Here is a 24,458-nt window from a genome sequence, read left to right as displayed (position 1 = left end):
CTTCTTACAAGTCAAAGAAGCCCCCGCCTTTGTAGTCTTACCAGATTATTATATAATGTCACTACAGACTTCGTCTGTCTGCTCTGCACAATTCTGCATATAGAAAATCCCTAGATCGTGCCTTTTACAACCAATGTGCTGACACCGGGATCCGCCGTCCATACACCGGTAACCGGATTCTGTGTATAGGTTGCAGCCGGGACTGTGATCTGACCCGCAATCGTTGTAAACACTCCTGTTGTCTCATCATAGGTATAGTTTGTTGTCTCTGCCCATGCCGTTCCATTAAAGGATACTGCAAGGTTTGACAAAAGCGGATTAAAGGTATCCACTATCACCGCATCGGTTCCGATATCTGCCGGTGCACTTCCTGCATTCTGGATCAGGAATGTATAGGTCAGTGTTCCGTTCTCTGTTACAGGAACCGGACTTACCGACTTTGTGATCGTAAGGATAGGTTCACTCTCTGTACCGATTGTCTCTGTTACCGTGATTGGAGTAATGCCACCACCTGTCACAACTGCTGTATTTGTGATCGTTCCTGCTGCATCCATCGGTGCCAATGCATTCACCTCTGCCTCATATACAACTGTAATATCTCCATTTGCAGGAACTGTAAGCCCCGAGATTACAAGCGATGGTGCTCCTGTTACAACAGGTGCAGTCTGAAGAACACCATTCACATAATATTTTACAGTATCTGCAATATATGTGAGTGGAACCAGCGTTCCCTCCCCGAATGTATATGCTCCCAGATTATCTGTGATCGTGATACCGCTAAGTGCTGTGGCTCCTGCATTTACGATCGTGATAACATATGTCACTGTATCATTCTGACCATATGTCTTTCTGACTGCGGTCTTACTTGCTGACAGTACCTCCAGCAGTTCTCCGACTGCTATATTGGAATTTGCTATGGAATTACCATAGCGAAGCTGTGCCTGATTTGTAAACTGTGCCATAAATTGCTCTCTTCCTTTCTTATATTCAGGTATAGTACAATATATGACAGAATTTTTATTTTGTTATTTTTATTAATTATCTTTCTCCCGGAGTTTTACGACCAACTCATAAACCTCAGGATGTTTTTCTTTCAAATGCTCATCCAGCAAATGTCTTCGTTCTTTAAACTTCTCCGCAAGCTCCGGATGTTCCTTTGCAATACGGTCATGGATCTCTCTACGATGCTCCTCGAAGCGTCTGGCAATCGTTTCCTCTTCCTTACCTGATATATGAACGATCTCCTTCAGATGCTCTTCCAGATGCTCTAACCACTCATCCTCATCCATAGCTTCCATATGTGACCAGCTTCCATGCAAAAGCTCATCAACATCTCCGGTCTGTTTCAAATGCTCGATCTGAAGTCTGATCTGCTTCTCTATCTCATCTTCACTCTCCGCTCCAAACGCCCAGACAAATTCCTGAACCCTGTTATCTGCACGCTTTCTGGACGCACTTCTCGGCTGATTGTCTACATCACCCTCTAATGGATATGGTCGCTTAATTCCCATATCCTTTAAGGCAATATGTACTGTTCGTCTGACACAGCCTTCCTCAATCAGATAACCAAGTCCCAACTTACGCAGCTGTTCATTCACATCTGCGATATGCTCTGTCATGTAGAAACGGATTCCCTTATCCTTTAACGACTGATATAACATGGCGATCCTGTCAGCCGCTGTTATATCGATACTGCCGATTCCACTGGCATCTATGATAACCGCCTTTGTCTCAGGCGTGATATGATCTTCAATATCTCTCTGGAGAATCTGTATATTCGCAAAGAACAGATTGCTGCTGAACCGATAGATCAGTACACCGGAGATTGCATGGATCTGACTGCTCTCCTTCAGATCCCGGAAATGCTTATGCCCCGGCTGAATTCCAAGGAAACATCTTGCAGGCTTGGCTGTCCGTATGATCATCTCTGTAAAGGAAAGAAGAATACCGATCAATACACCGTTGATCGTGCCAAGTAACAGCACACCAAAAAATGCCCCGAAAAAGATCAGGCATTCTGTACGGCTGACTTTAAAGAGTCTTACCGCAAGATCAAATTCCGTTGCTCCAAGCAACGCTGATATCACAATGGCTGTAAGCACAGGAACCGGAAGATAACCGATAAATCCGGTTGCACAGACCAGAACAACAATCATGGAAAGACCTGCTATGATACCGGTAAGCTGTGTCTTTGCCTGATACTGTTCTCCCATTGCCGTTCTTGATACCGAGCCATTGATCGGACAACAACCGGTAAATGCCGCAAGGAAATTCCCCATTGAAAATGCCAGAATCTCCTGGTTATCATTGATCCGGTAACCATTCTTCTGCGCAAAATTATTCTCCGCCAGAAGTGTCTCTGCCATTATAACGACTGCTACCGACAGGCTGATCGTTACAGCCTCGCGGATCGATATCACACTAAAATCCGGAACCGCCCAGTGTGGGAGTCCGGTATCAACAGATGCAAGTGTCTGCACACCCCTGTCCTCTATAGGAAGCAGATATGTCATGCCTGCCCCGGCTATCATCAAAAGAACCGCCATCGGGAATTTGGGGATCAGCTTCTTACATACCAGCAATAGCACAAGAGCCGCAAGTCCCAGTACCACCGACTGCCAATTGATATCTTTGGCTGTCCTTATCATATGTTCTGCCAGCTCAAAAAACTCTCCGGTTCCTGCCGATCCTCCCATCAGCTTCGGTACCTGCATTAGTATAATAGTCGTACAGATTCCGGTAATGAATCCGCCCATAACCGGTGCCGATATATAGTTGACCAGTTTTCCTGCTTTCATAATATAAAACGCCAGAAGCCACAATGCCACAAAGAATGTCAGTACCGGAACAACCGCCATTGCCTCCTCTGATCCACTCTCTATATGAAGGCTTAACAATGCCGACCCAATAAGGGCTGCCGGAGCTGCATCCACTCCAAAAATAAACTGAGGCGATGTCGAGGACAGAGCAAATATCAAGATCGGAAATACCGAACCATACAGTCCATAGACCGCAGGAAGTCCGGCAATCTGCGCATATCCCATGGAGATCGGAATGGATACTGCCATGATAATAATACCTGCAAGAAGATCCTTTATGAAATTTTTCTTATCATAATGACGTAATGTAGCCGCTAATGTTATCTTCATCTCTGCCTCTTATATCTGTATATTATTATACTGCCATTATAAAAGAAAAGTGAAGCTATGCACAACCATTATCTTCGCCTTTCTTCTAAGTTAGCCCCCCTGTTATCAACCATCTGATATATGACATATATCAATTGCACCATCCATTGTCTATCTCCGATTGGATCTCCGCCAAATCTTTCTCGCTTCTGCTTCCCTGATCAATTCATCTCTGAAATCAGGGTGTGCGATCGATACCAGAGCTTCTGCCCGCTCCCATGTTGAACGGCCTTCCAGATTCACAACCCCATATTCCGTTGCCAGAAAATAAACCTGACTTCTTGGAGAAGTAACGATATCTCCATTAAACTGTGGATGAATTCTTGAATGAACCACCCCTTTACTGTCCTTGTAAACAGAACTCATGCAGATAAATGCTTTACCTCCCTTAGATGCAGATGCACCAACGAGGAAATCCAGCTGTCCACCGGTTCCGGATATCTGTCTGACACCTGCACTCTCCGCTGCCACCTGACCATACAGATCAACAGCAACACAGCTATTGATGGAAACCATGTTATCAATCTCACCGATCACTCCGGGACGATTCACGTACTCTAACGGATATGCCGCAACTCCCGGATTATCGTCAATCCAATCATATAGGTTCTTGCTTCCGACCGCACAACCAAATACTCCTTTTCCGCGATCGATCTGCTTGTATTTGTTCGTGAGTTTTCCCGCCAGATACATTTTCAGATATGCATCGCTGCAAAGCTCCGTATGCATACCAAGATCCTTCAGATCAGACTCAGCAATGATATCACCCAGTGCATTCGGCATACTTCCAATACCGATCTGCAGGGTTGCTCCATCCACGATATAAGGAATGATCAGTTCCGCAATCTTACGATCAACTGCAGTCGGCTCCGGCATCAGCATATCCGGATACGGTTCATGCTCTCCTTCCACGATATAATCAATATCCGAAATATGGATACACTCATCATAACCGCCGCGAACCTTCGGAAGATTCTCATTGATCTCTACGATCACGATATCTGCCGCACGCACGATCGGTGCTGCCACTCCGGTATTGACCGAATAATTAAAATATCCATGCCGATCCATCGGTGATACACTGAGCATAACTACATTTACCTTAAGAAAATACTCATAATATGCTGCATTATTGTGAAATACCATCGGAATATAATAGCAGAGTCCACGATCACATAACGACCGCTCATATGCTGAACAATGCCAGCTGTGATAAGTAAAATGCTCCTGACTCTCATCACATTCTGCAACTGCGATCGGCCCTGAGATCAGATTACCACGGATCTTAACATCAAACAGCTCGTCTCTACGTTTCGCCAATGCACGATCCAGGATCTCCGGCTTTCCAAGTGAACAGGTATAATCCACCCAGTCACCATCTTTTACAACGGAAACCGCTTCCTCCGGTGTGCGGAGTTTTCGTCTGTATTCCTCTAAAAAATGTTCGTATGTCATACTGTTCCCTCCTTCGCTTATCCGTCCCTGACACAAATTATGCCTGTAAAACCTCTGACAGCTTCGTGTCTGACTGCAATACTTCTATCGCTTTCTTTCGGTACTGTTCTTCGTGAAGATAAGTATACCGGAATGGTTTTATAGCCGGTGCTTTTTCAATCGCACGGATGAAATCTTCCCGCTTCATGCCGACTGTCTTCACATAATCCCAGAATCCGGTATCTGTAAATACCGTATTGATCCGCTCATATCTGTGATCCTGAACAACACTCATCAGGTATGTTGCAACTCCGACCTGAATACCATGAAGCTGCGGACGTTCCAATATCTGATCCAATGCATGTGATATCAGATGCTCACTTCCACTGGTCGGCGCACTGTCTCCTGCAATCTCATTTGCCACACCGCTCATGGCAAGAGAATCTAATAGTTCTTTGATAAACCGTTCATCGTGAATGTCTTTAAACGGCGTCCGCACAAAGCTGTTAACCGCCTTCTTCGATATCATCATCGCAAAGTCATTTACTGAACCATGTCCATGTGCTTCTTCAAAATTCCAGTCATAAAGTGCCGTGATCTTCGATACCATATCACCGATACCGGAAAACAGAAATGCCTCCGGTGCCCCCTTTATCACATCGATATCTGCAAAGATTCCATATGCGATCCCTGCCGGTACGGATTTGCGTCGTCCCTCCACGATCAGAGATGCGCTGGCACTGGAAAATCCATCACTGGATGCCGACGTCGGCACACTGATAAATGGCAGTTTTCTTAAGAAGCCACAATATTTGGCCGCATCAACCACCTTACCGCCTCCGATACCAAGTACCGCCTGTGCAGTATTCGGGAATGAAAACGCAAGCTGCACCAGATAGTCGATCCGAACGGTATCCATCTCCATATATTGGAGCACCTCAACACCGCTGTCTGACATACCCTCCATCACCGTATGTCCAAACATATCGATCAACCCATTGCCAAACAGGATCACAACCTTGTAGATTCCCTCATCTGCAAGATAACCCCCGATCCGTCTGAGCAGATCTTTCTCCACCTTTAATATCGATGGTATCTGTATCTCCCTGGTATCAATCTTCGCCATAATCGCCAACCTCCTGTAGCCCTGTAATTTATTATACATTCTCTTATTCAAAATTTCTGCATTACTCTATATTCTGCACTACTCTGTATTTTGCACTACTCTATATTTTACACTATTCTATATTCTACATAATTATATACTCAACATACTCTATTTTAACCCAAACTGCAACTTATTCCATTCAGACCAACACTAACATAGAGCAGTGGAAATACAAACGATTGGTATGATGAACTAACGCCTAAAAAATTTGAAGCCGGAGGGATATATATTTTATGAAGCAGACCTATTATTACGTCGGTCCTTAACGAATCACCATCTGGTGATGAGTTTAGTACCGCTACGTAATAATCGAACGAAAGTGCTCTGCGTAATAAATATATATCCCACCGGCTCCAAATTTTTCACAGCCTTAATTGTATTTCCACTGCTCAGACTGCAGCTGGAGGTCAACCATATGCTTGTAGATGCCGTTCCCGGCTTTCAGGTCCGCAGGTGTCCCCTGCTCCGCAACTACGCCATCCTTCAACACAACGATCTTATCAACACCATCTACCGTACGCATTCTATGTGCAATGATAAGTACCGTCTTATTCCGGATCAGCTTGGAGATAGATTCCTGAATAACAGACTCGTTATCTACATCCAGAGATGCAGTTGCTTCGTCGATAAAATTGGGTAGCCCTCTCCCATCCCTTTAAAACACTGGCTTTAACGGCAGAGACACGAGTGTATCGTGTTCACTTTTGGTATCAAAGCGTCAGCTCTATCCCTTCTTGCTCCAGTGCAGCACTTAGCTGTTTTGCATAAGTCACTTGCCCACACTTTTTCATTCCATATAAGATCCTTAAACATGTAGTTCTCTGTTTTAGCTTTTTTATGAGATACATTCCATCAAATGAATTAGCAACTATATTATTATAAGTATCCTCTAAGCGTTCAACCGCCGAGAAAACATTACTCATTTCATAAAAACAAAATAATGTATTTAATGTACTTAGCGAAATACTGGATAAATATTTTTTCAAAATTTCTCCATTTTTTTGTATCTTGTGTAGATCAACTACGCCCTTTTCATCCCCATTATCAAATTTATTTTTCTCGGAATAGTATTTAACTAATGATGCATATTCTTTTAATTCATCTTCTGTAATTGCCCCAAATACTTTCTCGCATCCAATATTTACTGAAAACGCCCTGTTTTGCTTAATTAGATTTACAGCATCTGAAAACTCTTTACTTCCGAGATGATATTCTTGCTTAATCTCATCTTTGATTTCTTTAAATTTCTCTGTCCGCCACTCTTCATATACCGGAAGCCGCTTCGAAATCCCCCATATATCTGCTCTCGACAAGCTCTTGGTAAATGTCCCAAGCGAATATTCAAAGATACAATTATCCAGAAAATATATCAAATCATCAAAATTTTTCATTACTTCTTTAAATTCTGTTTCTAATAATTCAATACTTACATGAGAAATTTTGTTTTTTATCATATGTGGTTCATCTTCTTTATTTAGTTCATATTTGAAGGCATCCCCCTCTTCATCGAAATAATAAAAGTGAATCATATCTTCCATGTTCTCAAAATATGCAGGAATTCTTCTGTCAATATTCTTCTTATCACACGCTAATTTATATAGGATTTCAATACTATGCGTGTGTAATTCCTTTTTTCTTTCCTTTACGATTTCATCAGAATAATGCATCCCTTTCTTTTCTTCTATTCTCCATAACATTTTTATAATAATTTTTAAAGATAGTTCAATACTATGTCTGGCATTATAAACGATAGGATATACTAACAGATCTTCAAATTCGGAACCAGTTTTCAATGATTCCGTCAAAAGTTCAACTGTACGCTTGAACCCATTTCTTATATCTTCATCGGTGGTTCCCCCATTGTCGCCTACGCATGCAATAATTGCATCTTCTTCGTGAAATTCAAACGGATTTTCCATTTTCTATCATCCTTTCTTCGAATTTAATTTATGGATAAGTATATCATAAATACAATTTATGCACACCTTTTGTTGACCACACTTTTATATTCCAACCACAACAACCGGGAAATTCTTCCCGGCCATTGCAGATTATTTTCTAATTCACATTATAAAGTTTTTAATACGTTCAAGTCTTTTTTGTTTAAGGCTTTTCTCAATCTTATATTTTCTTTTTCCATTTGCTCTTTCTCACGTTTCAGTTCCCGGATTTGTTTCTCCAGTAAGTCGATCCGGTTTTTCAACACAATATCTCCGATGTACCTTTTCGGATCAATCATTCCCATTTGCCGTTCCAGTGCCCGGTCCATTTCTTTTCTGACCGTCTCATTCTTATAGAAGAATCCTCTGGACAAGCCTGTCCTTTTTACCAGTTTTGGAACTGTGACTTTTTCTTCCTCTGCCAGCATTTGCCGGATTTCTGTAACTGCCCGGTTTATTTTTTCTTCGCTTGTCTTTTTATTGCAGGCTATCATCGTATCGTATTTGTTCATACTCTTCACCCCATCCATCCAGATTATCTAATATGATCTGTGATAATTTATTCCTGACTGCCCTGGTCTCATCTGCCAGGATCTGGTTGCTCATCCTTCGGTAATACCTTACGTTTCTTAAACTGCTGTGTCCCAACAATCTGGCAATCGTCCAGTCATCCAGATGCATTTCTGTAAGTTTTACTCCGTAGTAGTGTCTGTACATATGGGAGTTAAAACCAAATAGCTGTCCGTTGTCATCCCGTATATCTTCTTTGTAAATAAGACGCAGGATTCTGTCACAGATCCGTCCGTATGTCCAGGGAACTTTCGGATTGTTTTCGTTCGCAAAAATGTATTCCGTATCTCCGATTTTTTCTTTTGTGTATTTAATAGCTGCCTTTATCAGAGATGCCAGTTCCATACTGATTGGTTTTTCGTAATAATGGGACTTTGGCTGGTTGATTCGAATGATGACTTCATTTCCTTTTTCTATCAGGCAGTCTGTCCGTAAGGTCAGGGTATCCGATATTCTTGTTCCAAGCATTTGATGAATAATCATCAACCTTGCTGTCTGTTCATCCACTTTCACCAGAAAAGAATTTATTCGTTTCAGCTCTGCATCGGAATAGGTTTTAAATTCAGCTCTTGTGGATGGTGGAATGTCCCTGTTCAAAATAATGTTGTCCAGTTGTTCGTAGTGATACAGCTTTCCAACCATCTCCAGAACACTACGCAGTCTGTTTAATTCTGAGCGAAATTCCTTCGTCTGCAGACTCTCTGTATTCAGGTAAGTCAGGTAATCCTCTACAATTGCCCTGCTGATATCCTGGCAGCTTTCTATCTCCGGATGTTTTTCTTTCAAGTATCTGGACAGTCTACGCATTGCTGTCATTTCTCTCACCACACTACTTACATTTTCCTGTTTTAACTGAACATAAATTGCTTTTTTCAGTTCCTCTTTGATATCTGCCTGATAAATTTCCGTAAACCGAATTGTCCGATAGTTCTTTGTTGGAGTTGTCTTTAATTCTATGTTCAGTTTATCCAGTTCCCATATATCCTTTAATACCTCATCTCGAACATCTTCTGGCTGAACATCCTCCAGTAAAAGTTCAAAATACCGAACCAGTTTTGACTTTCCATATCGTTCTGGTTTTCCCGCTAAATGGACTGTTTGGGTTAACGGAATATTATGTTTTAGCATCCACGCTTTTAAAACCAATAACCATTTTGATTTTTCTAAATCCGTGAAGCTCTTTTCTTTTCCCCGGCGTTCCTGCAGCATATCACAGATTTGATGATACTCCGTGCGTTCACCGTATACCGTCATAATGCTTTTTTCTTCCAGCCTTTTTACGATAAACTTTCTTGCTTCTTCCTGCATCTTTTCTGCAGGCAGCTTAGAGAGATCATACGCCGGGTTGCTTCCCATGAGCTTTTTGTGCTTTTCTGATGCCTTCCAGTAGGCAGCATATTGATTCAAATATATTTTATTTTCCACGTTTACACCTCTTAATTCCAGCCGCAAGACTATTTTCCTCTTTTGACAGATATTCTTTGTTTGCTTTGGAAATCTTCTTCGGCATGTAATCAATGTATTGCTGTGTCATTTCCTCAAAATCATGTCCCAGATAATCTCGCACGCTTTGTATGGAAGTGCCATTATCATAGAACATCGTTGCCAGTGTATGCCTGTAATCATGCGATTTAAACTGGTATGTTCCATCTCCGATTCCATACTTTTCACAGTATTTCATCATCTGTTTTCGGAAAGTTCCATATAAATACGCACCACCTGTGCTGTTCTGAAATACATATTCTTCCGGTAAAATCCCATTTTTTCTGATGTAGACCTTCATCAATTTGTAAAGAGCAAGCGGAATCGGTACTTTCTTATAATTTTTCATCTTATATTGATATACCTGAATCCATGCATCCCTTCCCTGCATATAATAAGCGTTTCCCTTCAGGGTGCATACCTCGTTGCATCGCAAGCCCAGTGCCCACAGGTGCAGGAAAACCAGGCGCGGCTTTTCTGGAAACAGTGGTAATTTATGAATCATTTCCATATAGACATCTTCATTTACACTGCGGTTATGATGCGTATAAATCTCTTTTTTCAGATAATATTCTACATGATAAGGCACCTTTTGAATAATGTCCTGCACCTTCAGATAATCGAAAAAATGGGTGATTGCCTGCAGCATATTATTAAAGGTTCCCTCTTTTATATTCTTCGAATCCAATAACCGGAAATACTTTTCCATAATGTTACTGTCTGCATTTTTTACAGAAATCGCTTTCTCCTGCTGTAACCATATCAAGAAATTTTTTAGTATCGTGTATTCTGCTGCAATGTTTTTAACTGCCAGATGTGTAATTCCAAGACAGTATTTCATATACCTCTGACACAAATGCCGGTTTTCTTTATGTAAAATTTCTATAAAAGAAATGGTCTTGATGGAGCGGGCAGGATTTTTTCTGCTGTCTGCAAATTGAAACCGCTCTAAATACCAGATATTCGCATCCCACAGTATTTCCGAAGCCTGTATAAATGTTACCTGTCTGCAAAGATTGATTGTACGATATACAAACCCAAAATTCGGTTTGCCTTTCTCCTGTTCCGAAAACTGGTCAATCTGTTCTTGCTCCAGCTTATTGATATCCGGTATCTGTTCCTGAATGGCAAAGTCATAAAATTTATTCAGTTTCTCCAGATAATTTGTCAGGCTCCGTGTGTTCACATATTCTTTTAAAATATACTGAAACGTAGCAAATATCTGCTGTTTTAATGTTTCCGGTGCTTTTCTCTTAAAATCCCAAACCAGGGCATTCTTTTTTGATGCTTTCCATACGGCATTTATCACCGCCGGATCTGGATAATAACAAAGATATAAAATTTTTTTATCCAGATCTGTTTTTTCAGCCTTTTCTCCTGCCAGGGTCTGCAGCCTTTCCAGAACTGAGTGGCGCTTTATCCAGTCAAATTCATTCATATAGGTTGGATAACAATTGGGTGCTATCGTACCATGAAGGCTTTTTTCATATTCCTGCCTTACTGCATAATCAATATCCCAAATATGCCATATCCCTCTTTCCGGCAGAAATATTTTCAAACGGTTTCTGGTTGTTATTTTTACTTCCGTGCATTCGTCCAGTTCCCGGTACAACCCTTCCAACAGTTGTTTCCGTTCTTCATCTTCCCGTTCTTCCGGCAGCCAGGCATATATACTTGCCGGCATTCATCTTCACCTCCTGCTTTCCAAAAACTGTTCTACTCCGTAAAGTTTGGAATATCGGCGGTAAAATTCCTGACTTGCTGTTTTCAGCTTGTCGTCTAAAACATTCAGATATCGTATGGTTGTATCGAGATGCTTGTGTCCCAGTGCCTGGCTGATCATTTCCAGAGGCCAGTCTGCTTCCCATCTCGTATTTGCATAATATCTTCGAAGCATGTGCGGTGTGATCTTGATCCCAGTCTTTTTCTCCATGCGTTCAAACATATCGTAGACGCTGTCTACTCTTAACGGCTTCCCTATGGTATCTCCTTTGATGTTAATAAACAGGTATTCCTGTTTTTGCAGGATGTCCCAGTATTCCCCGATATAATAAAGCAGGAATTCAAAGGTGTCATCGCTTACCCGTCCTCTTCGTTCTTCCGCATTTTTTGCTCTTGCATCGTTCTCATTGTCATCCCGGAAGTCTACCCGGATCTCATGGTTTTCGTAATCGATGTCTTTGGTATAATCAATTCCCAAAATTTCACCGATGCGGAATCCCAGTTCCGATGTCAGTAAGATCAACACCTGATCCCTGCAGTTTGTACAGGCTTCTAAAATCGTTACGATTTCGTTCCGTTCGGCTGCCCGGACGTTTCGTTCCTCTTCTTTTAAGTATCCTTTAAATGACCGGGAGCGGATGGTTCTTCTGACCCCGATGGCATTTGCCTTTGTGATCGGCTGATTATAGGATAATACCGACAGGCTGGAACCGTTATTTCTGACTACTTCTAAAAAAGAATAAAACCTGAACACTTCTTTTAAGTAAGCGTTGCAGGTTTTATTCTGTGGTTCTTTATCCAAATTGTCGGTATGTTTCCCGGCTTTCAGCCATTTCAGATATTCTGCGAAAAAATCATATTGCGTTTCGTAATCCATTCCGTAGACATCTTCTGCTTCATGTTCTTCTTCCAGCAGATATTCCCAGTAATAGGCAAGGGCAAATGCATTTCTCCGTATGGTATTCGGGGAACGGTTTGCCCTGACCTGATGCATTAGATACTTGCTTGGCGGCAACACGATTTCCAGTGTTTCCATATCCCGTATAAAGAAATATTTTACGGAACCTTCTCGCTGCATTTCCACTTTATAACGCTTCATGTTGTCTGCCTCCTTTCCTCTAACGCTATACACAGTATACCCAACTCATGCTGATAAAGCTATCACCAATACCACCAATTCGCTCCAAACCACCCCTGAAATACCACTAAACTTTTTGTCCTATCTTCTGTCCGGATCTGGGCAGAACCAACAACGCTTCGAATGCTCTCAGCTGTAGTAACGTTCCACTTTCCGGCTTCGGATAAAATCTTCTACTTCTTCGATCCGCTCTACCATCTGGCACTTCGGAAGGGCGTCCAGAACATCTCCCCGGTACCTGCCTTTCTTCGATGCCCGGTGATCCAAAATGGACACAACGCAGGTATCCTGCTCCGTGCGGATCGCCCGTCCAAATCCCTGACGCAGCTTTTTCTGCATATCCGGCACCACGATAGTCTGGATGTAGGATTCCAACGATCGATACTGCTCCCTCTGGGCTTCATGGATGGGGTCCGGAACAGAAAACGGCAGTTTTACGATGATCAGGGACGAGACCATGTCTCCCGGAAAATCCACGCCCTCCCAGCAGGAGCCGGCTGCGAACAGCACCGCATTCTCCATCTTCTTAAACCGTGCAATCTCTTCCTGGGAATTTCTCCATACCTGCACCATCGGAAACGGGATCTGGTCACGCAGGAGCTGCTGCACACTTCCCATCAGGGTATAAGATGTGAACAGTACCAGCGTATGCCCGTAAGTGGAACACACCAGATTGCGGATCTGTCCGGCAAGCTGCTCAGCCTCCTCCCTGCTTCCCTTTTTCATGGGCTTCAGGTTCTCCGGGATATAGAGCAGACAGTTCTCTTTGTAGCAGAATGGGGATTCTGCCACGCACTCCCGGACACCAGTTTCTTTTTCCAGCCCAGTCATTTGTCTGGTCCTTGCAAAACCGTTCCCGGCTTTTAAGGTCCCGCTGGTTAAGATCGCCGGAAATCCCCGGCTCCATAAGGTGGCGTCCAGATATTTCGGGATCTCCCGGTTGACGGCCATGAAGGTTAAATGTTCCCGGCTGTCCTGCTGTAAAAACAAAATATACCGCTTATCGTTCTTTAAGAACCACCCGAACAGCTCATCCATCTCTTCCAGCCGCCGAAAGATCCAGTAAGGAATGTTCCCGGCGAGCCGCCGAATCATAAGCTGAAGCCTTTCTTTCGTCTGATCCAGAAGGCTGCCAGCCCCCGGCGGAAAATAAAAACTTTCTTTTCCAACCATGTCCTCTATGCCATCTTTCCGATGTTTTCGGATCTCTTCCTGAAGAGCGGCAAACCATTCCTGCAGCCGTTTTCCTTCGGTCCCTTTATGCTCCCTGGAAAGAAAATAGGAAATTTCCTGCACATCTTCCTTTCCAATGCTTCTTCCATACATCTGGCTGGCAGCTTCCGGGAGCTTGTGGGCCTCATCCACGACCAGTGCCCTGTAATCTGCCAGAAGCGGCCGGTACCCATTTGCTCGGTGCATGGCATCTGCCAGAAGATAATTGTGATTGCAGATCTGTAAAAAAATGTCCTCTTTCCTGGAAGTGTCCAGATGCTTCTGATAACGGCACCCGGCTTTCCCCGGACACTCCCTGGGGCAGAATTTCGGTACGCACACCAGCCTGCGGTCAAAACCGCTCAGGTTATGTACGGAATCTAAATCAAAGTTATGCCGGAGGGACTTCAATGCCTCCATCTGTACCTGATTTTTATTCTTGTCCCGGACTGACTCCAGTCTTTGGGCCAGCCTGTAATCACATACAAAATGTTCCTTTCCCTTGCGGACAACTGCCTTTAATTCTTCCTGAAGCAGATCTGCTTTTAACAGTACATCCGATAAGAAAGGAACATATTCCTCTATGATGGCTTTCTGTAAGGCGATACTGGAAGTGGATACCACTACAGACCGCCTGTCACATCCCGAATAACCGGAATGCAGTACACTATATTTCCGCATCAGGATGCAGGCTGTCAGATAGGCATAGGTCTTTCCGATGCCGACGCCTGCATCACAGAGCGTGATTTCATTTTTCATAAGGGCATCCAGCATTTCATGGCAGAGACGGATCTGTTCTTCCCTTACATGAAGCCCGGCTTCCGGGAGAAGCTCCCGAAAGATCTGTTCCACTTCGCCATGTGCCCTTTTCTGATATTCATTTTTATAACACATTACTTCTCCTTGCCAGAAAGCTTATCTTACCGTACCCTTACGGACGGGTCTGGTCGCTTCCGGTGTATTCTGTCCCTGTTCCTGCATTTTCTTTATGGCAGCATTCCCTCTTGCCATCATCCTTCGGATATCCGTCCGGGAAACATTCCATGTCCTTACTTTCTGAGGAGCTTTCCTTACCTGCTCGGACAAATGGCATTCACAGAGTTTCGGATATACCACCATTGCTTCCGGTAATTCCAGCGGATACTCGATCATGGGATGGTACACAATATCCCGGATCACCTGCTCATAACATTCCATCTGCATTCTTGCCGTACTGTCCTGATAGATATTTTTCCCTTTCATGGCACTGTAGACCTGCGATGAGATGTATCCCAACGCTTCAAAACTACAGTACCCATACAGAGTCACGCCGGAAAGGGAATCCGGATCTTTTAAGGCATTCAGATAAACTTCTTTTCCCTGGGCGATCAGCCACATCCGAAAATCGGAAAAACTGTCATCACTGCACCCTGCTTCCATCATAATACCTGCCGCTGTCCATAAGCCGTACTTATAAGCCGCATCCCGGTAACTGTAAACAAGATTGTGGAATTGGAGGACATCCTCCGGTGTCATATAGAAGAGCTGCTGCTTGATCCACACTGCCGAAGCATCCAGATCGGTGCCGCACACTTCCTTTGCTTTTTCAATCAGATTCCAGAATTGATCCTTGCTCATTCCACTTCTTTTTGTTTCTTCCATCTGTTCTCTCCCCTTGATGTGACGTTAATACCACAAGAATACGGCTGTAGTCTCCCACAGCCGCATGGTATCTGATATCAACGACACACTTCTTCATTGATTTCTTTTTTATCTTGCTGTTCCGCATTTGACCTCGCACCCCCGGAACCATCCCTGTTTTTCTTCTGGGAAAGGGGACACTACAGGCGGGCGGTTGGCCTGCCGCCGCTCACAGATGTCCTGGGGGTCTTTCTGATTACAACCCGGAGTCCATCTTCCGCTCTCTGGCTGGTAACGTGTATCATTATCCCCCATCCGTGATCCTGGCGAAAGGCTGCCACCGCCTTATTCACAGCTATGCTTTCTCGCTCCAAGTCTAAGAATCTTTACCCTATACTTAATCATGGCGCTCATACTGTCACGCTTCTACGGTTGGGAACGTACCTGTAGTGCCGATATTCACTTGCCAAAGAACAGCCGAGAGATGTCCCTCTGCTTACTAGCCGATGGCAGTGTATTTTTTTATTCACTTCACAGAAAAATTTTTTATCGTGCTTCCCCGGATCTGTTTTTCTTTTTTCCTTTTGCCGGATTCTTCTGCTGTGCATCCTTCTTCCGACTTTCCTTCTGCTCTTTTTGTTCCTGCGGTGGCATCTTCATCACATGAAGTTCCCCGTTAAACAGGGTGAAAACTTCCGGTGACTGATATTTTTCTTTAAACTTTTCAATCTGCTCCGGTGTCAGCGAAGTAAAATCATCTTCTGTCAGTCCTACCACAAGGAATGTTCCGGCAATGGCATCATAGACCTGTCCTCGGTCATCGTACAATGCCCGATTTAACGGCAACCCCTCAAATTTTCCATTGCCGTTTAAAAGAATTCCAACCTCATCCTCAAACGGATAAGTCATCTCAATATCACCGCCTACTGCCTGCTGCAGATCTTCCAGCTCATTGGGGATGCTTTTGACATAGGGTGCTTTCATCGGCTCGACTACCAGTACCGTCATCATTTCTTCCTGCATTTCGGACACTTCTTTCTCATCCATCGTATCAATCCTCCTGTCTATTCGTTCTGATAATCAGCCGATGAGAGCCTTTTGTTTTATTCAAATTTCATGGACTTTTTGATTTTCTCCCGTAACCTCCGCAGTCTTGTATAAACAGTCTGCTCCGGCAGTTCCATGTGATGGCTGATCTCCTTTGGTGCATATCCCATCATCTTCAGAACAACCATCTGAAGAGTTTTCTTGTCAGTCGATAACAGGATCTGGAGCAATTCCTCATTCTCCACGGTATCGAGCAGGGCTTCCACACTCTCTGGCTGAGACTCTCCTAATTCTTTTTCTTCCAGAAGCAGTTCCATACAGTCCAGAAGTGAGGTCTGATGTTCCCGGAATCTCCGCTCTGCGTTAAAATCGTTCCAGTCATACTCCCGGAGCTTCTGGATCGTCTCTTCATCCACACCCTGCTCACGCAGGATCTTCTCTTCCTCTGTTTTCCACTGGTTCCATCTATATTCTTCTTTTGCTTTGTTATAAGCCACTTATCTTTTCCTCCGATCTGAATTTTTGTGAAATCAAATCGGAGTGTGGCGGTGATCTGGCTCGTTCTTCCTGTCCACAGGAATGTCCGGCATCTCTGCTGTTTCCCTGCAAACACGGATCTCCTTTGTAATCATATCTTTACAAAGGCACAGTGTATCGGATGCACCTGTCAGTTAACGGTCAGAAACCTGTCAATTGACGGTCAATTTTTATCACCTTCTTTCCAGCACAAATAAAATAAGACGAACAATCTTTTTACGGATTATTCGCCTTACTGCTGTTCGTTTTCATTATTCAATTCAAATTTGTAACCTATATCCCTGACACTGACAATGCAATTCCCGGCACCGTCTTCAACGACATTCAACTTTTTTCTCAATCGCTTTACCAGACACCAGATGATATTTTTAATATCACCAACAGAATAATCTTTCCATACAAGCTGGTAAATCTGTTCAAATGTGTATACTCTCATCGGTGTCACCGCTAATAAGTATAAAAAATTATATTCTTGTCGTGTTAAATGTAACGCTACATTATTCCAAAATACTTTATGTTTCTTATGATCCATTACAAGTTTTCCCTTATCAATCATCGTTTCGGATTGCTTTTGAGTTATTTTTTGTTTATTATTTCGTCGTGCCAATGAAAAAATCTGCAGATCTACTTCTTCTATAGTGCTATTTATATCCATTACACAATCTGCACCAGCGTATATTAATTCTTTTTTCCATGACATACACAATAAAGAGGAAGCATCCGTCAAAATAATAATTGGTATCTGCGTTATTTTTCTAATAGCAGATATAATATTACTTATGTTCTCTTTATAAAGGATCACTCCTATTATAAGCACATCATAAGAAAATAAACTCAAATTATGCAGTAAAATTTGTAGATTTTCTGCATAATCTGAGTTTACCTCATTGAATAGTTTTCGATATGATTGATTGTCAAAATATGCTAATATCTTGTATTTTGTGTCTTTCATATTTAATCTATTTTAGCAAAGCAACATTTTCTATTTCTTCACAGGAAAATTATCAAATGTATTGTCAATTTTTTGTGCAGCAATCCCTCTCATCGCATGCTCTTTCAGTTTTTGAAAACTTTCATCACTGACTGCATGTTCCATGCGACAAGCATCCACTTCTGCAGTTTGTGGATTAACTCCAACGGCTATAAGTTGATAAGTAAAAAAGCAATGGCGTTCGTAAATTTTTTCGGCCACATCCCGGCCAAGGTCGGTCAGGTGTATATAATGGTTTTCGTCTGTTGTCAAAAAACCGCCCTCTCGTAAAGTTCCTACTGCGTAACATACGCTGGGTTTTGAAACTTCCATGTACCGGGCAACATCCACGGAACGCACCATACCGAGTTTCTTTTGAAGTATAAGCACGGATTCTAGCTGCTGTACGACGGCTTTTTTTCTTTTGCCGTCGTGCGGCAGCTATTTCTGTTATACTAAGCTACTGTTTTCCACATTTCAGATTCACTTTAATGATTCATCTGAAACTCTTCAATCGATCCATAGTCAATTAGTTTGCTCTCGTCAAATGACTCTTGAAGTTTCTCTCCTTCTGCAAACAGGACATTTCCGCTTGAAGTCAGCGGCAACATACAGCTACTCGCTTTAAGACTTTGTGCCGGTTTATCCACAAGGATAATCAATGGATTTTTTGCTTCTATCGGCTCTGCTGCGCCCAACGCCACATGCACCGGAAATGCCAATAATGTCTCTCCATCATATTGATATAGTCCCACTCCATCAGGCAATACATTTCCATCAGCAGTCAATATAGGCATTTGAACATCTAAAAATTCCTGCATGCTATTTGCCAAACTGCCATATTCCACAGGTTTTAACTTGCTGGGATCACCAAAGCGATCTATCCATTGAGGGTTTGTCAGGATCAAATGGTCCCACCCCCCATCCTTTAGCTCTTTTGTAATTTCAATATTGCTGTCAACTACATATGAAAGCAGAAGATAATTTTCCTCAGAATGTAAAATGCTGGAGCCATCTGCGGTTAATTCATTGCTCCCACAAACTGTATCAATGTCTGTATATGCTATATACCAAATTTCACTCGTATTGTATTGATTAAGAGTGAGTGTATCTCCACACCCAGATAGACCCAATACAAGGATGCACACGAGTGTCATCACTATTTTTCTGCTCATTTACAAATCCCCTCAGTTTTCCTTACGTTCGAGAACATGATTTTCTTTTTTGAATACCCATCATGCCTAAAATCAGAATTGCACATACGACAATACTGCCGACAATGTACTGCCATCCAAAAAATGATAGATTAAGAATATAGCGTGCTGCCGGATTAGAAAAAATGTGTGTGAACGGCTCATTCACTGCAATTCTGCTCATTACTCCGCTGACATCTGCCAGAGGTATTCCGTAAAGGGACGCACCAAAAAAATAAAGAACGAGTTTTTCTACAATGGACGGCAGTAAAATTCCTAACACACAACCTCCCACCCGATGTGCCGCTGGTGTATTAAAAAGATAAAACGCTCCCGCAATGTAAGGTAGAACAGCTAAACATCCACCTAAAACAACTGGTGCCAAATGAAATCCGAAGATAACAAAGACAAGGCGCAAAAGTAAATATACGCCCAAGATAATCAGCCAACTTATAATCAGAGAAGCCGCAGGCTTATTTTTCTTTGGTGTTTGCGTACGAATCTGCTGTTGCATCATCAAACCTCCTGACTGGATATTGCACCTTGGGGAACATCAGAATAATGGTTGTTCCGCATGACAACTGTGATGTGATTTGTAAATCTATCGCTAAATCTTTTGCCATTTTCTGCACTAAATATAATCCCATACCTGTGGAGCGGCTTAAAAAGCTTCCTGCGTCCCCAGTGAAGCCCTTATCAAAAACAAACGGCAGATCAGACGCGGGTATACCTGTTCCGTTATCGCTGACGGATAGAGTAATCTGCCCGCTTTCTGGATTATCCGTTACTGAAAATTGAATAGTGGGGGCGGTGTCCTTCACAGCATACTTTACACTGTTGCTAATAATCTGTCCCAAAATGAACATAAAGCCTTTTTTGTTAGAAATTACGTTACAGTCGTTCCCGGAATATGTGACAGAAAATTGGGCTTCTTCAAGCAAGGATAAATTGTCCTCAACCGCTTCCCGACAAGTCTCTAAGATCAGAATTGGTTCAAAATAGCAATCTTTGTGAGCCGCCCCAAGACGTGAAAAGTACAAAATCTGTTCTACGTTCTGCCGCACATGGTCGCGTACATATAGCATACGAGTATGCACCAACGGTGACATCTCAACCTTTCGATTATCTAAAAGAAGCGTCATAAGGGACAGAGGTTTCTTGATTTCATGCACCCAATTTTCAATATAACTTTCGTAGTTGGCAACCTTTAACTGCTGTTCGTTCACATACCCCTCTTGCATTCTCAGATGATGGGCTAATTCATGGATATATGGGCGCATTGACGCGGGGGCACTTTCACACAACAGGTATTCGTTTGTGTCGTCCGGCTCTAACAGAAAGCGCCGAAAAGCGGCATCAATTTTACTGCGTTTATGAATTGAGATGACAAAGGGGATGACAAACGCGGCAAGTGATACAAATATCATTAGCCCCACAAGGCTCAAAAAATCCCCCGGATAAGCCACCCATGCCAGAAACGCAAAGAACAAATCCAAGCAGCCAAGAGTAATCAACCAAATACGATTGGACGATACATAGGTCAAGAGAGTATTAAATTTCTTCATACTTCCACCTGCTCTTTCAAACGGTAGCCTTGCCCGCGCACCGTTTCAATGCGATCATCAAGTCCAACTTCACGCAGCGTTTTCCGCAGTCGTGTAAAATTGACTTGCAGCGCATTTTCGTCTATAAACTCCGCTGTTCCCCAAAGCACATGAAACAGGTCGCTCTTTGATACAAGGTTCGGGCTGCTTTTCAAAAGGGTGAGAAGTATTTTCCCCTCATTCTGCGGAAGAACATAAGATTTCTTTCCTGCATAGAGCGTAAAAGTGTTTGGATCAAGCAGGAAGCCGCCCCCGTTAAGCAATCCCTGCTGCATCTGTTCTTCTTTGCGGCGCAAGAGGTTTTTAATGCGGGCAAGAAGCCGTTCCGTGTTGCATGGCTTTGTTAGGTAATCGTCCGCCCCTAATCCCAAAGCGTGAAGCTCGTCCTGTAATTTATCTCTTGCAGTTAATATCAGCACAGTCCCAAGCTGTTTGGCCTTTACCTCTTTGCAGATTTCAAAGCCGGAGTGAAAAGGAAGATTGATGTCGAGCAAAATCAAGTCCGGGGAAAGAGACATTATCTGTGATACGGCATTTTCAAAGTCAAGCAAAGGAACAGCGTCATATCCCGCTTTTTCCAACACATCAATCAATTCTTCCCGCATATATACATCATCTTCAACCACAATAATTTGCGCCAATATGAACACCTCCTTCCCGAATAAGCCCATTAAGCATTTGGCTTCCAATTTAATTTGCTGATTTCACGGTTTGCTGTCCGCGCAATAGCCACACCGTACAATGCAAGCATACAAACAACGACAAGCGCCATAACGAGCAGCATAGGATAAGACTGTTGCAGTTTTGCCATATTAGAGTATAGGTAATGCTGCATTGCGCAAATTCCGACTGTACCGCTGATACACGCAGGAAACAGCGGGAGCAGAAAATACCATAGCACCTGTTGGTTTATGGAACGCTTCATTTGTTCGCGTCGTGCGCCCAGAATAGAAAGTGTCGCATACCTTGCCTTTGTTTCTCGCATTTGGGTTAGGAATTGCAGGGCAAGTAGGGCGCAAGCGATAATTAGAAGCATAAAACCCATGTATAAGGTCGTGTAGCTGCCGGAAATGACATAAAATAGTTGCCGTCCGAAATTGTCCAAATAGCTTTCGCAGTACAGGCCAGAGGGCTTTAACAGGTCACGGGCTTCCATAATCGACACCATCAGGCCATCAGCTTCCACAGTTTCGCTCGGAATACAGAAATTGTGATAAACGGTAACGGTGCCTGGATTTACATATTCAGAATATACTTCATCGGAAACAATCAATGCGGTTATGATTTTTACGTTTTCATCCGCAGTCAAGCCTTTCATCGGCACAAACGGGATAAGCGTAATTGGCAGTCCGTCAATAGAAATCAAGACTTTACCATTAGCCCGTGCGTCCTCCGCAATCTGGTTCAACATGGTGGTGGTTTCTTCTTTTGTACTCCCCTGAAAATCCGGGTTAAGATAGAATACAGCTTCGTCGATTCCAAGAACGATAGTTTTTTCTCCAGCTGCTTCCAGCAATTCGTTATATGAAGATACGGGAATTAAAAATGGCGAAGCTCCCGTAGTATCAATACACCCTAAAAGGTTAAGCGCGGCTGGTTGATTGGGACTGAACTCATAGCTTGTAGCTCCTTGTGTGACGGGATCCTCTACTTCTGGCGGCAGATTCAAAACAACCTGTTCACGCAGCCCGGACCAATCTATAAAAGAGTTCGCTTTCACGGAAGCTGGGCGTTTCATTGTTCCTGTTTCCATGCGGCTCAAATCAGCCACATAGGGCTGCATTTGCTTACCCGAAAGGTATTTTTCAACAGTCGCTTCATTGCCCGTGACGGTAAAATCGTAAACAGAAGATCCCCGCGTCATTTGGTTCCCATACGACATAATGCGGGTTGATCCGTCCGCAATGAGCATGATAGTGAGCATAATCAAAATAGATGCAACACCGATTGAAATATACTTGTGGACTATATTTTCGTGTAACTGCCGCAGAGTGAAAATATATAGACCGTGTGTTGTGTTGCGTTTCACAGAAGCCGCCGCTGCGCTCAGCAAGCCTGCAAGCCCACGGATAAAAAGCATTGTTCCCACAATACCTAATATCACGGCAACAATTATCATCATACCGCCAGCAACCATGAAATACTTTAGGATTACCCAATATGCAAGCGTCAAAACTACCGCTCCGAGAATGAGGGAAAATAAGTTCCCACTCATTTTTCCAACTTGCTGTTTCTTCGCCATTTCTCCATAAAGGAGTTGGTGGATTTCTTTGTTGAATAGTTTTCCACAAAGGATGAACAACGCGACAACTTGAATCATTAGAAATCCAAGCGTTGTCAAGAGAACAGCGCTCACAGAAAAACTTGACTGATGTGCAATTATGCCGCGACCTACAAGCCGTGCCGTAGCAAGGCTGATTACCTCTGATAAAAAGCCGCCGCAGATCAGTCCGCCCAAAAGAGCCAGCAGTGATGTGATTAGCCCCTCTGCCATGATTTGAATAAACAAGTGTCGCTTTGTCATTCCAAACATCAGGTAAAGCCCTAATTCCCGGCTCCTACATTCAAGCTGATATTTGTTCGCAAAAATGACAAGGAAAAATACAAACAGCAGCGAAAAAAGATAAACCGTCGGCATTAGCATTGTCAGAAGTCGATTAACAGCGTCACTTTCGATTTCCTCCAAGAAGCGCATCACGTCCTGGCTTCCAAGGGAGAGGACGATATAAAATGTGGCTATAGCTGTAACCATAGTAAGAAAATAAATCAGGTTCTCACTACGGTTTCGTTTGGAGTTTCGCCACGCAAGGTTAAAGAACATTTGCACTCCCTCCTCCCATCTGTGCCATTACCTGTAAGATACGCGCATAAAATTCCTCCCGTGTTTCAGTCGGAATTTTCCGGCGCAGCTCATGGAAAATCACACCGTCCTGTATGAATAGGATTCTGGAACAAAAACTTGCAGCGTTCGGGTCGTGTGTTACCATCAAAATTGTGCGTCCGCGACCGTGATTGATCTCGCACAGTTTTTCCATAAGCAACCGCGCTGCCTTTGTATCCAATGCCCCAGTTGGCTCATCTGCCAAAATAATATCGGGGTCGGAAATCAAACTGCGGGCGGCAGCGACGCGCTGTTTTTGACCACCTGACATCTGCACCGGAAATTTGGAGAGCACATCCGTGATTCCAAAAAGTCCTGCAATGTCATTCAACTTCTTCTCCGCAGCAGATATATCTACATTATGGATAGAAAGCGGCAGCAGGATATTTTCTCTGCCAGTCAAGTTGTCAAGCAAAGCAAAATCCTGAAACAGATAGCCTATTTTATTGCCCCGATACTCAGCCAGTTTTTCGCTATCAAAGGAACTCACATTTGCGCCGGAAAGCAGGACTTGCCCGGAGGTCGGTTTAATAACCGTAGCAATGCAATTTAGTAGGGTCGTTTTTCCTGATCCGCTTGCGCCCATGATCCCCAAAAATTCGCCATCAAGAACATCAAAGGTAATGCCATTAAGAGCTTTTGTAGGAACACCCTCTTTCGTATATACCTTGTGTATATCTCGGACTTCCAAAAGTTTTTCTTTGCAATTCATATTATCACCTTTTGCCTTTTCGCTTTTTGATTAGTTGTTG

At 43.1% G+C, this 24,458-nt stretch carries 22 protein-coding genes and 1 pseudogene; all 23 read right to left on the bottom strand.

The genetic code is table 11. From position 1 onward, the window contains the following. Positions 1-110: 110 nt before the first annotated feature. The 23 genes and pseudogenes from DWW85_RS07725 to DWW85_RS07620 all read right to left on the bottom strand — a co-directional run bounded on the left by DWW85_RS07725 (position 111) and on the right by DWW85_RS07620 (position 24,418). A complete protein-coding gene (locus DWW85_RS07725) occupies positions 111-962 on the bottom strand; it encodes a DUF11 domain-containing protein (protein ID WP_117808249.1) in 852 nt (283 codons plus the stop codon). Between the two features lie 72 nt (positions 963-1,034). Next, a complete protein-coding gene (locus tag DWW85_RS07720) occupies positions 1,035-3,149 on the bottom strand; it encodes a SulP family inorganic anion transporter (protein WP_117808248.1) in 2,115 nt (704 codons plus the stop codon). A 150-nt stretch (positions 3,150-3,299) separates the two neighbouring features. Then, on the bottom strand, positions 3,300-4,643 hold the full coding sequence (locus DWW85_RS07715) for an acetyl-CoA hydrolase/transferase C-terminal domain-containing protein (RefSeq protein WP_021943417.1): 1,344 nt from the start codon (positions 4,641-4,643) through the stop codon (positions 3,300-3,302). A gap of 37 nt (positions 4,644-4,680) precedes the next feature. Continuing rightward, entirely contained in the window at positions 4,681-5,748 is a 1,068-nt protein-coding gene (locus DWW85_RS07710; RefSeq protein ID WP_242996093.1) for an iron-containing alcohol dehydrogenase family protein, read from the bottom strand. 412 nt (positions 5,749-6,160) lie between these two features. Next, positions 6,161-6,418: pseudogene (locus DWW85_RS07705) on the bottom strand (ABC transporter); the annotation flags it as partial. Between the two features lie 82 nt (positions 6,419-6,500). Then, positions 6,501-7,709, bottom strand: coding sequence for a hypothetical protein (locus tag DWW85_RS07700; protein WP_117808247.1), 1,209 nt, complete (start codon positions 7,707-7,709; stop codon positions 6,501-6,503). 149 nt (positions 7,710-7,858) lie between these two features. After that, on the bottom strand, positions 7,859-8,242 hold the full coding sequence (locus tag DWW85_RS07695; RefSeq protein WP_117808246.1) for a DUF6262 family protein: 384 nt from the start codon (positions 8,240-8,242) through the stop codon (positions 7,859-7,861). Then, positions 8,208-9,725 (bottom strand): tyrosine-type recombinase/integrase, encoded by a 1,518-nt coding sequence (locus tag DWW85_RS07690; RefSeq protein WP_117808245.1) that lies wholly within the window; start codon positions 9,723-9,725, stop codon positions 8,208-8,210. Before DWW85_RS07690 ends, DWW85_RS07695 begins: the two co-directional genes overlap by 35 nt. Continuing rightward, entirely contained in the window at positions 9,715-11,466 is a 1,752-nt protein-coding gene (locus DWW85_RS07685) for a site-specific integrase (RefSeq protein ID WP_117808244.1), read from the bottom strand. The genes DWW85_RS07690 and DWW85_RS07685 overlap by 11 nt, the downstream gene beginning before the upstream one ends. 6 nt (positions 11,467-11,472) lie before the next feature. After that, positions 11,473-12,603, bottom strand: coding sequence for a tyrosine-type recombinase/integrase (locus DWW85_RS07680; RefSeq protein ID WP_117808243.1), 1,131 nt, complete (start codon positions 12,601-12,603; stop codon positions 11,473-11,475). 168 nt (positions 12,604-12,771) lie between these two features. Further along, positions 12,772-14,748 (bottom strand): ATP-dependent DNA helicase, encoded by a 1,977-nt coding sequence (locus tag DWW85_RS07675; protein ID WP_117808242.1) that lies wholly within the window; start codon positions 14,746-14,748, stop codon positions 12,772-12,774. Positions 14,749-14,769: 21 nt separating this feature from the next. Continuing rightward, a complete protein-coding gene (locus DWW85_RS07670) occupies positions 14,770-15,495 on the bottom strand; it encodes a DUF4240 domain-containing protein (RefSeq protein ID WP_117808241.1) in 726 nt (241 codons plus the stop codon). Positions 15,496-15,603: 108 nt separating this feature from the next. Beyond that, positions 15,604-15,789, bottom strand: coding sequence for a hypothetical protein (locus DWW85_RS12630; RefSeq protein ID WP_147340904.1), 186 nt, complete (start codon positions 15,787-15,789; stop codon positions 15,604-15,606). Between the two features lie 231 nt (positions 15,790-16,020). Then, positions 16,021-16,521: a DUF3846 domain-containing protein gene (locus DWW85_RS07665; RefSeq protein ID WP_025577040.1), complete on the bottom strand. Its 501-nt coding sequence runs from the start codon at positions 16,519-16,521 to the stop codon at positions 16,021-16,023. A 56-nt stretch (positions 16,522-16,577) separates the two neighbouring features. After that, the gene (locus DWW85_RS07660; protein WP_117808240.1) at positions 16,578-17,018 is read right to left on the bottom strand and encodes an ECF-type sigma factor; all 441 of its coding nucleotides are present in this window, start codon (positions 17,016-17,018) and stop codon (positions 16,578-16,580) included. 272 nt (positions 17,019-17,290) lie between these two features. Further along, entirely contained in the window at positions 17,291-18,010 is a 720-nt protein-coding gene (locus tag DWW85_RS07655; RefSeq protein ID WP_008400022.1) for a winged helix-turn-helix domain-containing protein, read from the bottom strand. Positions 18,011-18,040: 30 nt separating this feature from the next. After that, positions 18,041-18,469, bottom strand: coding sequence for a metal-dependent transcriptional regulator (locus DWW85_RS07650; RefSeq protein ID WP_044944563.1), 429 nt, complete (start codon positions 18,467-18,469; stop codon positions 18,041-18,043). A gap of 47 nt (positions 18,470-18,516) precedes the next feature. Further along, positions 18,517-19,203 carry a DUF6619 domain-containing protein gene (locus tag DWW85_RS07645; protein WP_117808239.1) on the bottom strand — a complete coding sequence of 229 codons (687 nt, stop codon included), beginning with the start codon at positions 19,201-19,203 and terminating at the stop codon, positions 18,517-18,519. A 22-nt stretch (positions 19,204-19,225) separates the two neighbouring features. Continuing rightward, positions 19,226-19,738 carry a hypothetical protein gene (locus tag DWW85_RS07640; RefSeq protein WP_117808238.1) on the bottom strand — a complete coding sequence of 171 codons (513 nt, stop codon included), beginning with the start codon at positions 19,736-19,738 and terminating at the stop codon, positions 19,226-19,228. Beyond that, on the bottom strand, positions 19,695-20,786 hold the full coding sequence (locus tag DWW85_RS07635) for a sensor histidine kinase (protein ID WP_117628466.1): 1,092 nt from the start codon (positions 20,784-20,786) through the stop codon (positions 19,695-19,697). Before DWW85_RS07635 ends, DWW85_RS07640 begins: the two co-directional genes overlap by 44 nt. Then, positions 20,783-21,496, bottom strand: coding sequence for a response regulator transcription factor (locus DWW85_RS07630; protein ID WP_008400028.1), 714 nt, complete (start codon positions 21,494-21,496; stop codon positions 20,783-20,785). The genes DWW85_RS07635 and DWW85_RS07630 overlap by 4 nt, the downstream gene beginning before the upstream one ends. Further along, positions 21,496-23,646: an ABC transporter permease gene (locus DWW85_RS07625; protein ID WP_055057040.1), complete on the bottom strand. Its 2,151-nt coding sequence runs from the start codon at positions 23,644-23,646 to the stop codon at positions 21,496-21,498. Before DWW85_RS07625 ends, DWW85_RS07630 begins: the two co-directional genes overlap by 1 nt. After that, positions 23,636-24,418: an ABC transporter ATP-binding protein gene (locus DWW85_RS07620; RefSeq protein WP_055057039.1), complete on the bottom strand. Its 783-nt coding sequence runs from the start codon at positions 24,416-24,418 to the stop codon at positions 23,636-23,638. The genes DWW85_RS07625 and DWW85_RS07620 overlap by 11 nt, the downstream gene beginning before the upstream one ends. Positions 24,419-24,458: the final 40 nt, after the last annotated feature.

It is taken from the genome of Clostridium sp. AF17-21AC, assembly GCF_003461365.1.
Classification (GTDB): Bacteria; Bacillota; Clostridia; order Lachnospirales; family Lachnospiraceae; genus Coprococcus; species Coprococcus ammoniilyticus.
This window is presented reverse-complemented; position numbering and strand designations above follow the sequence as displayed.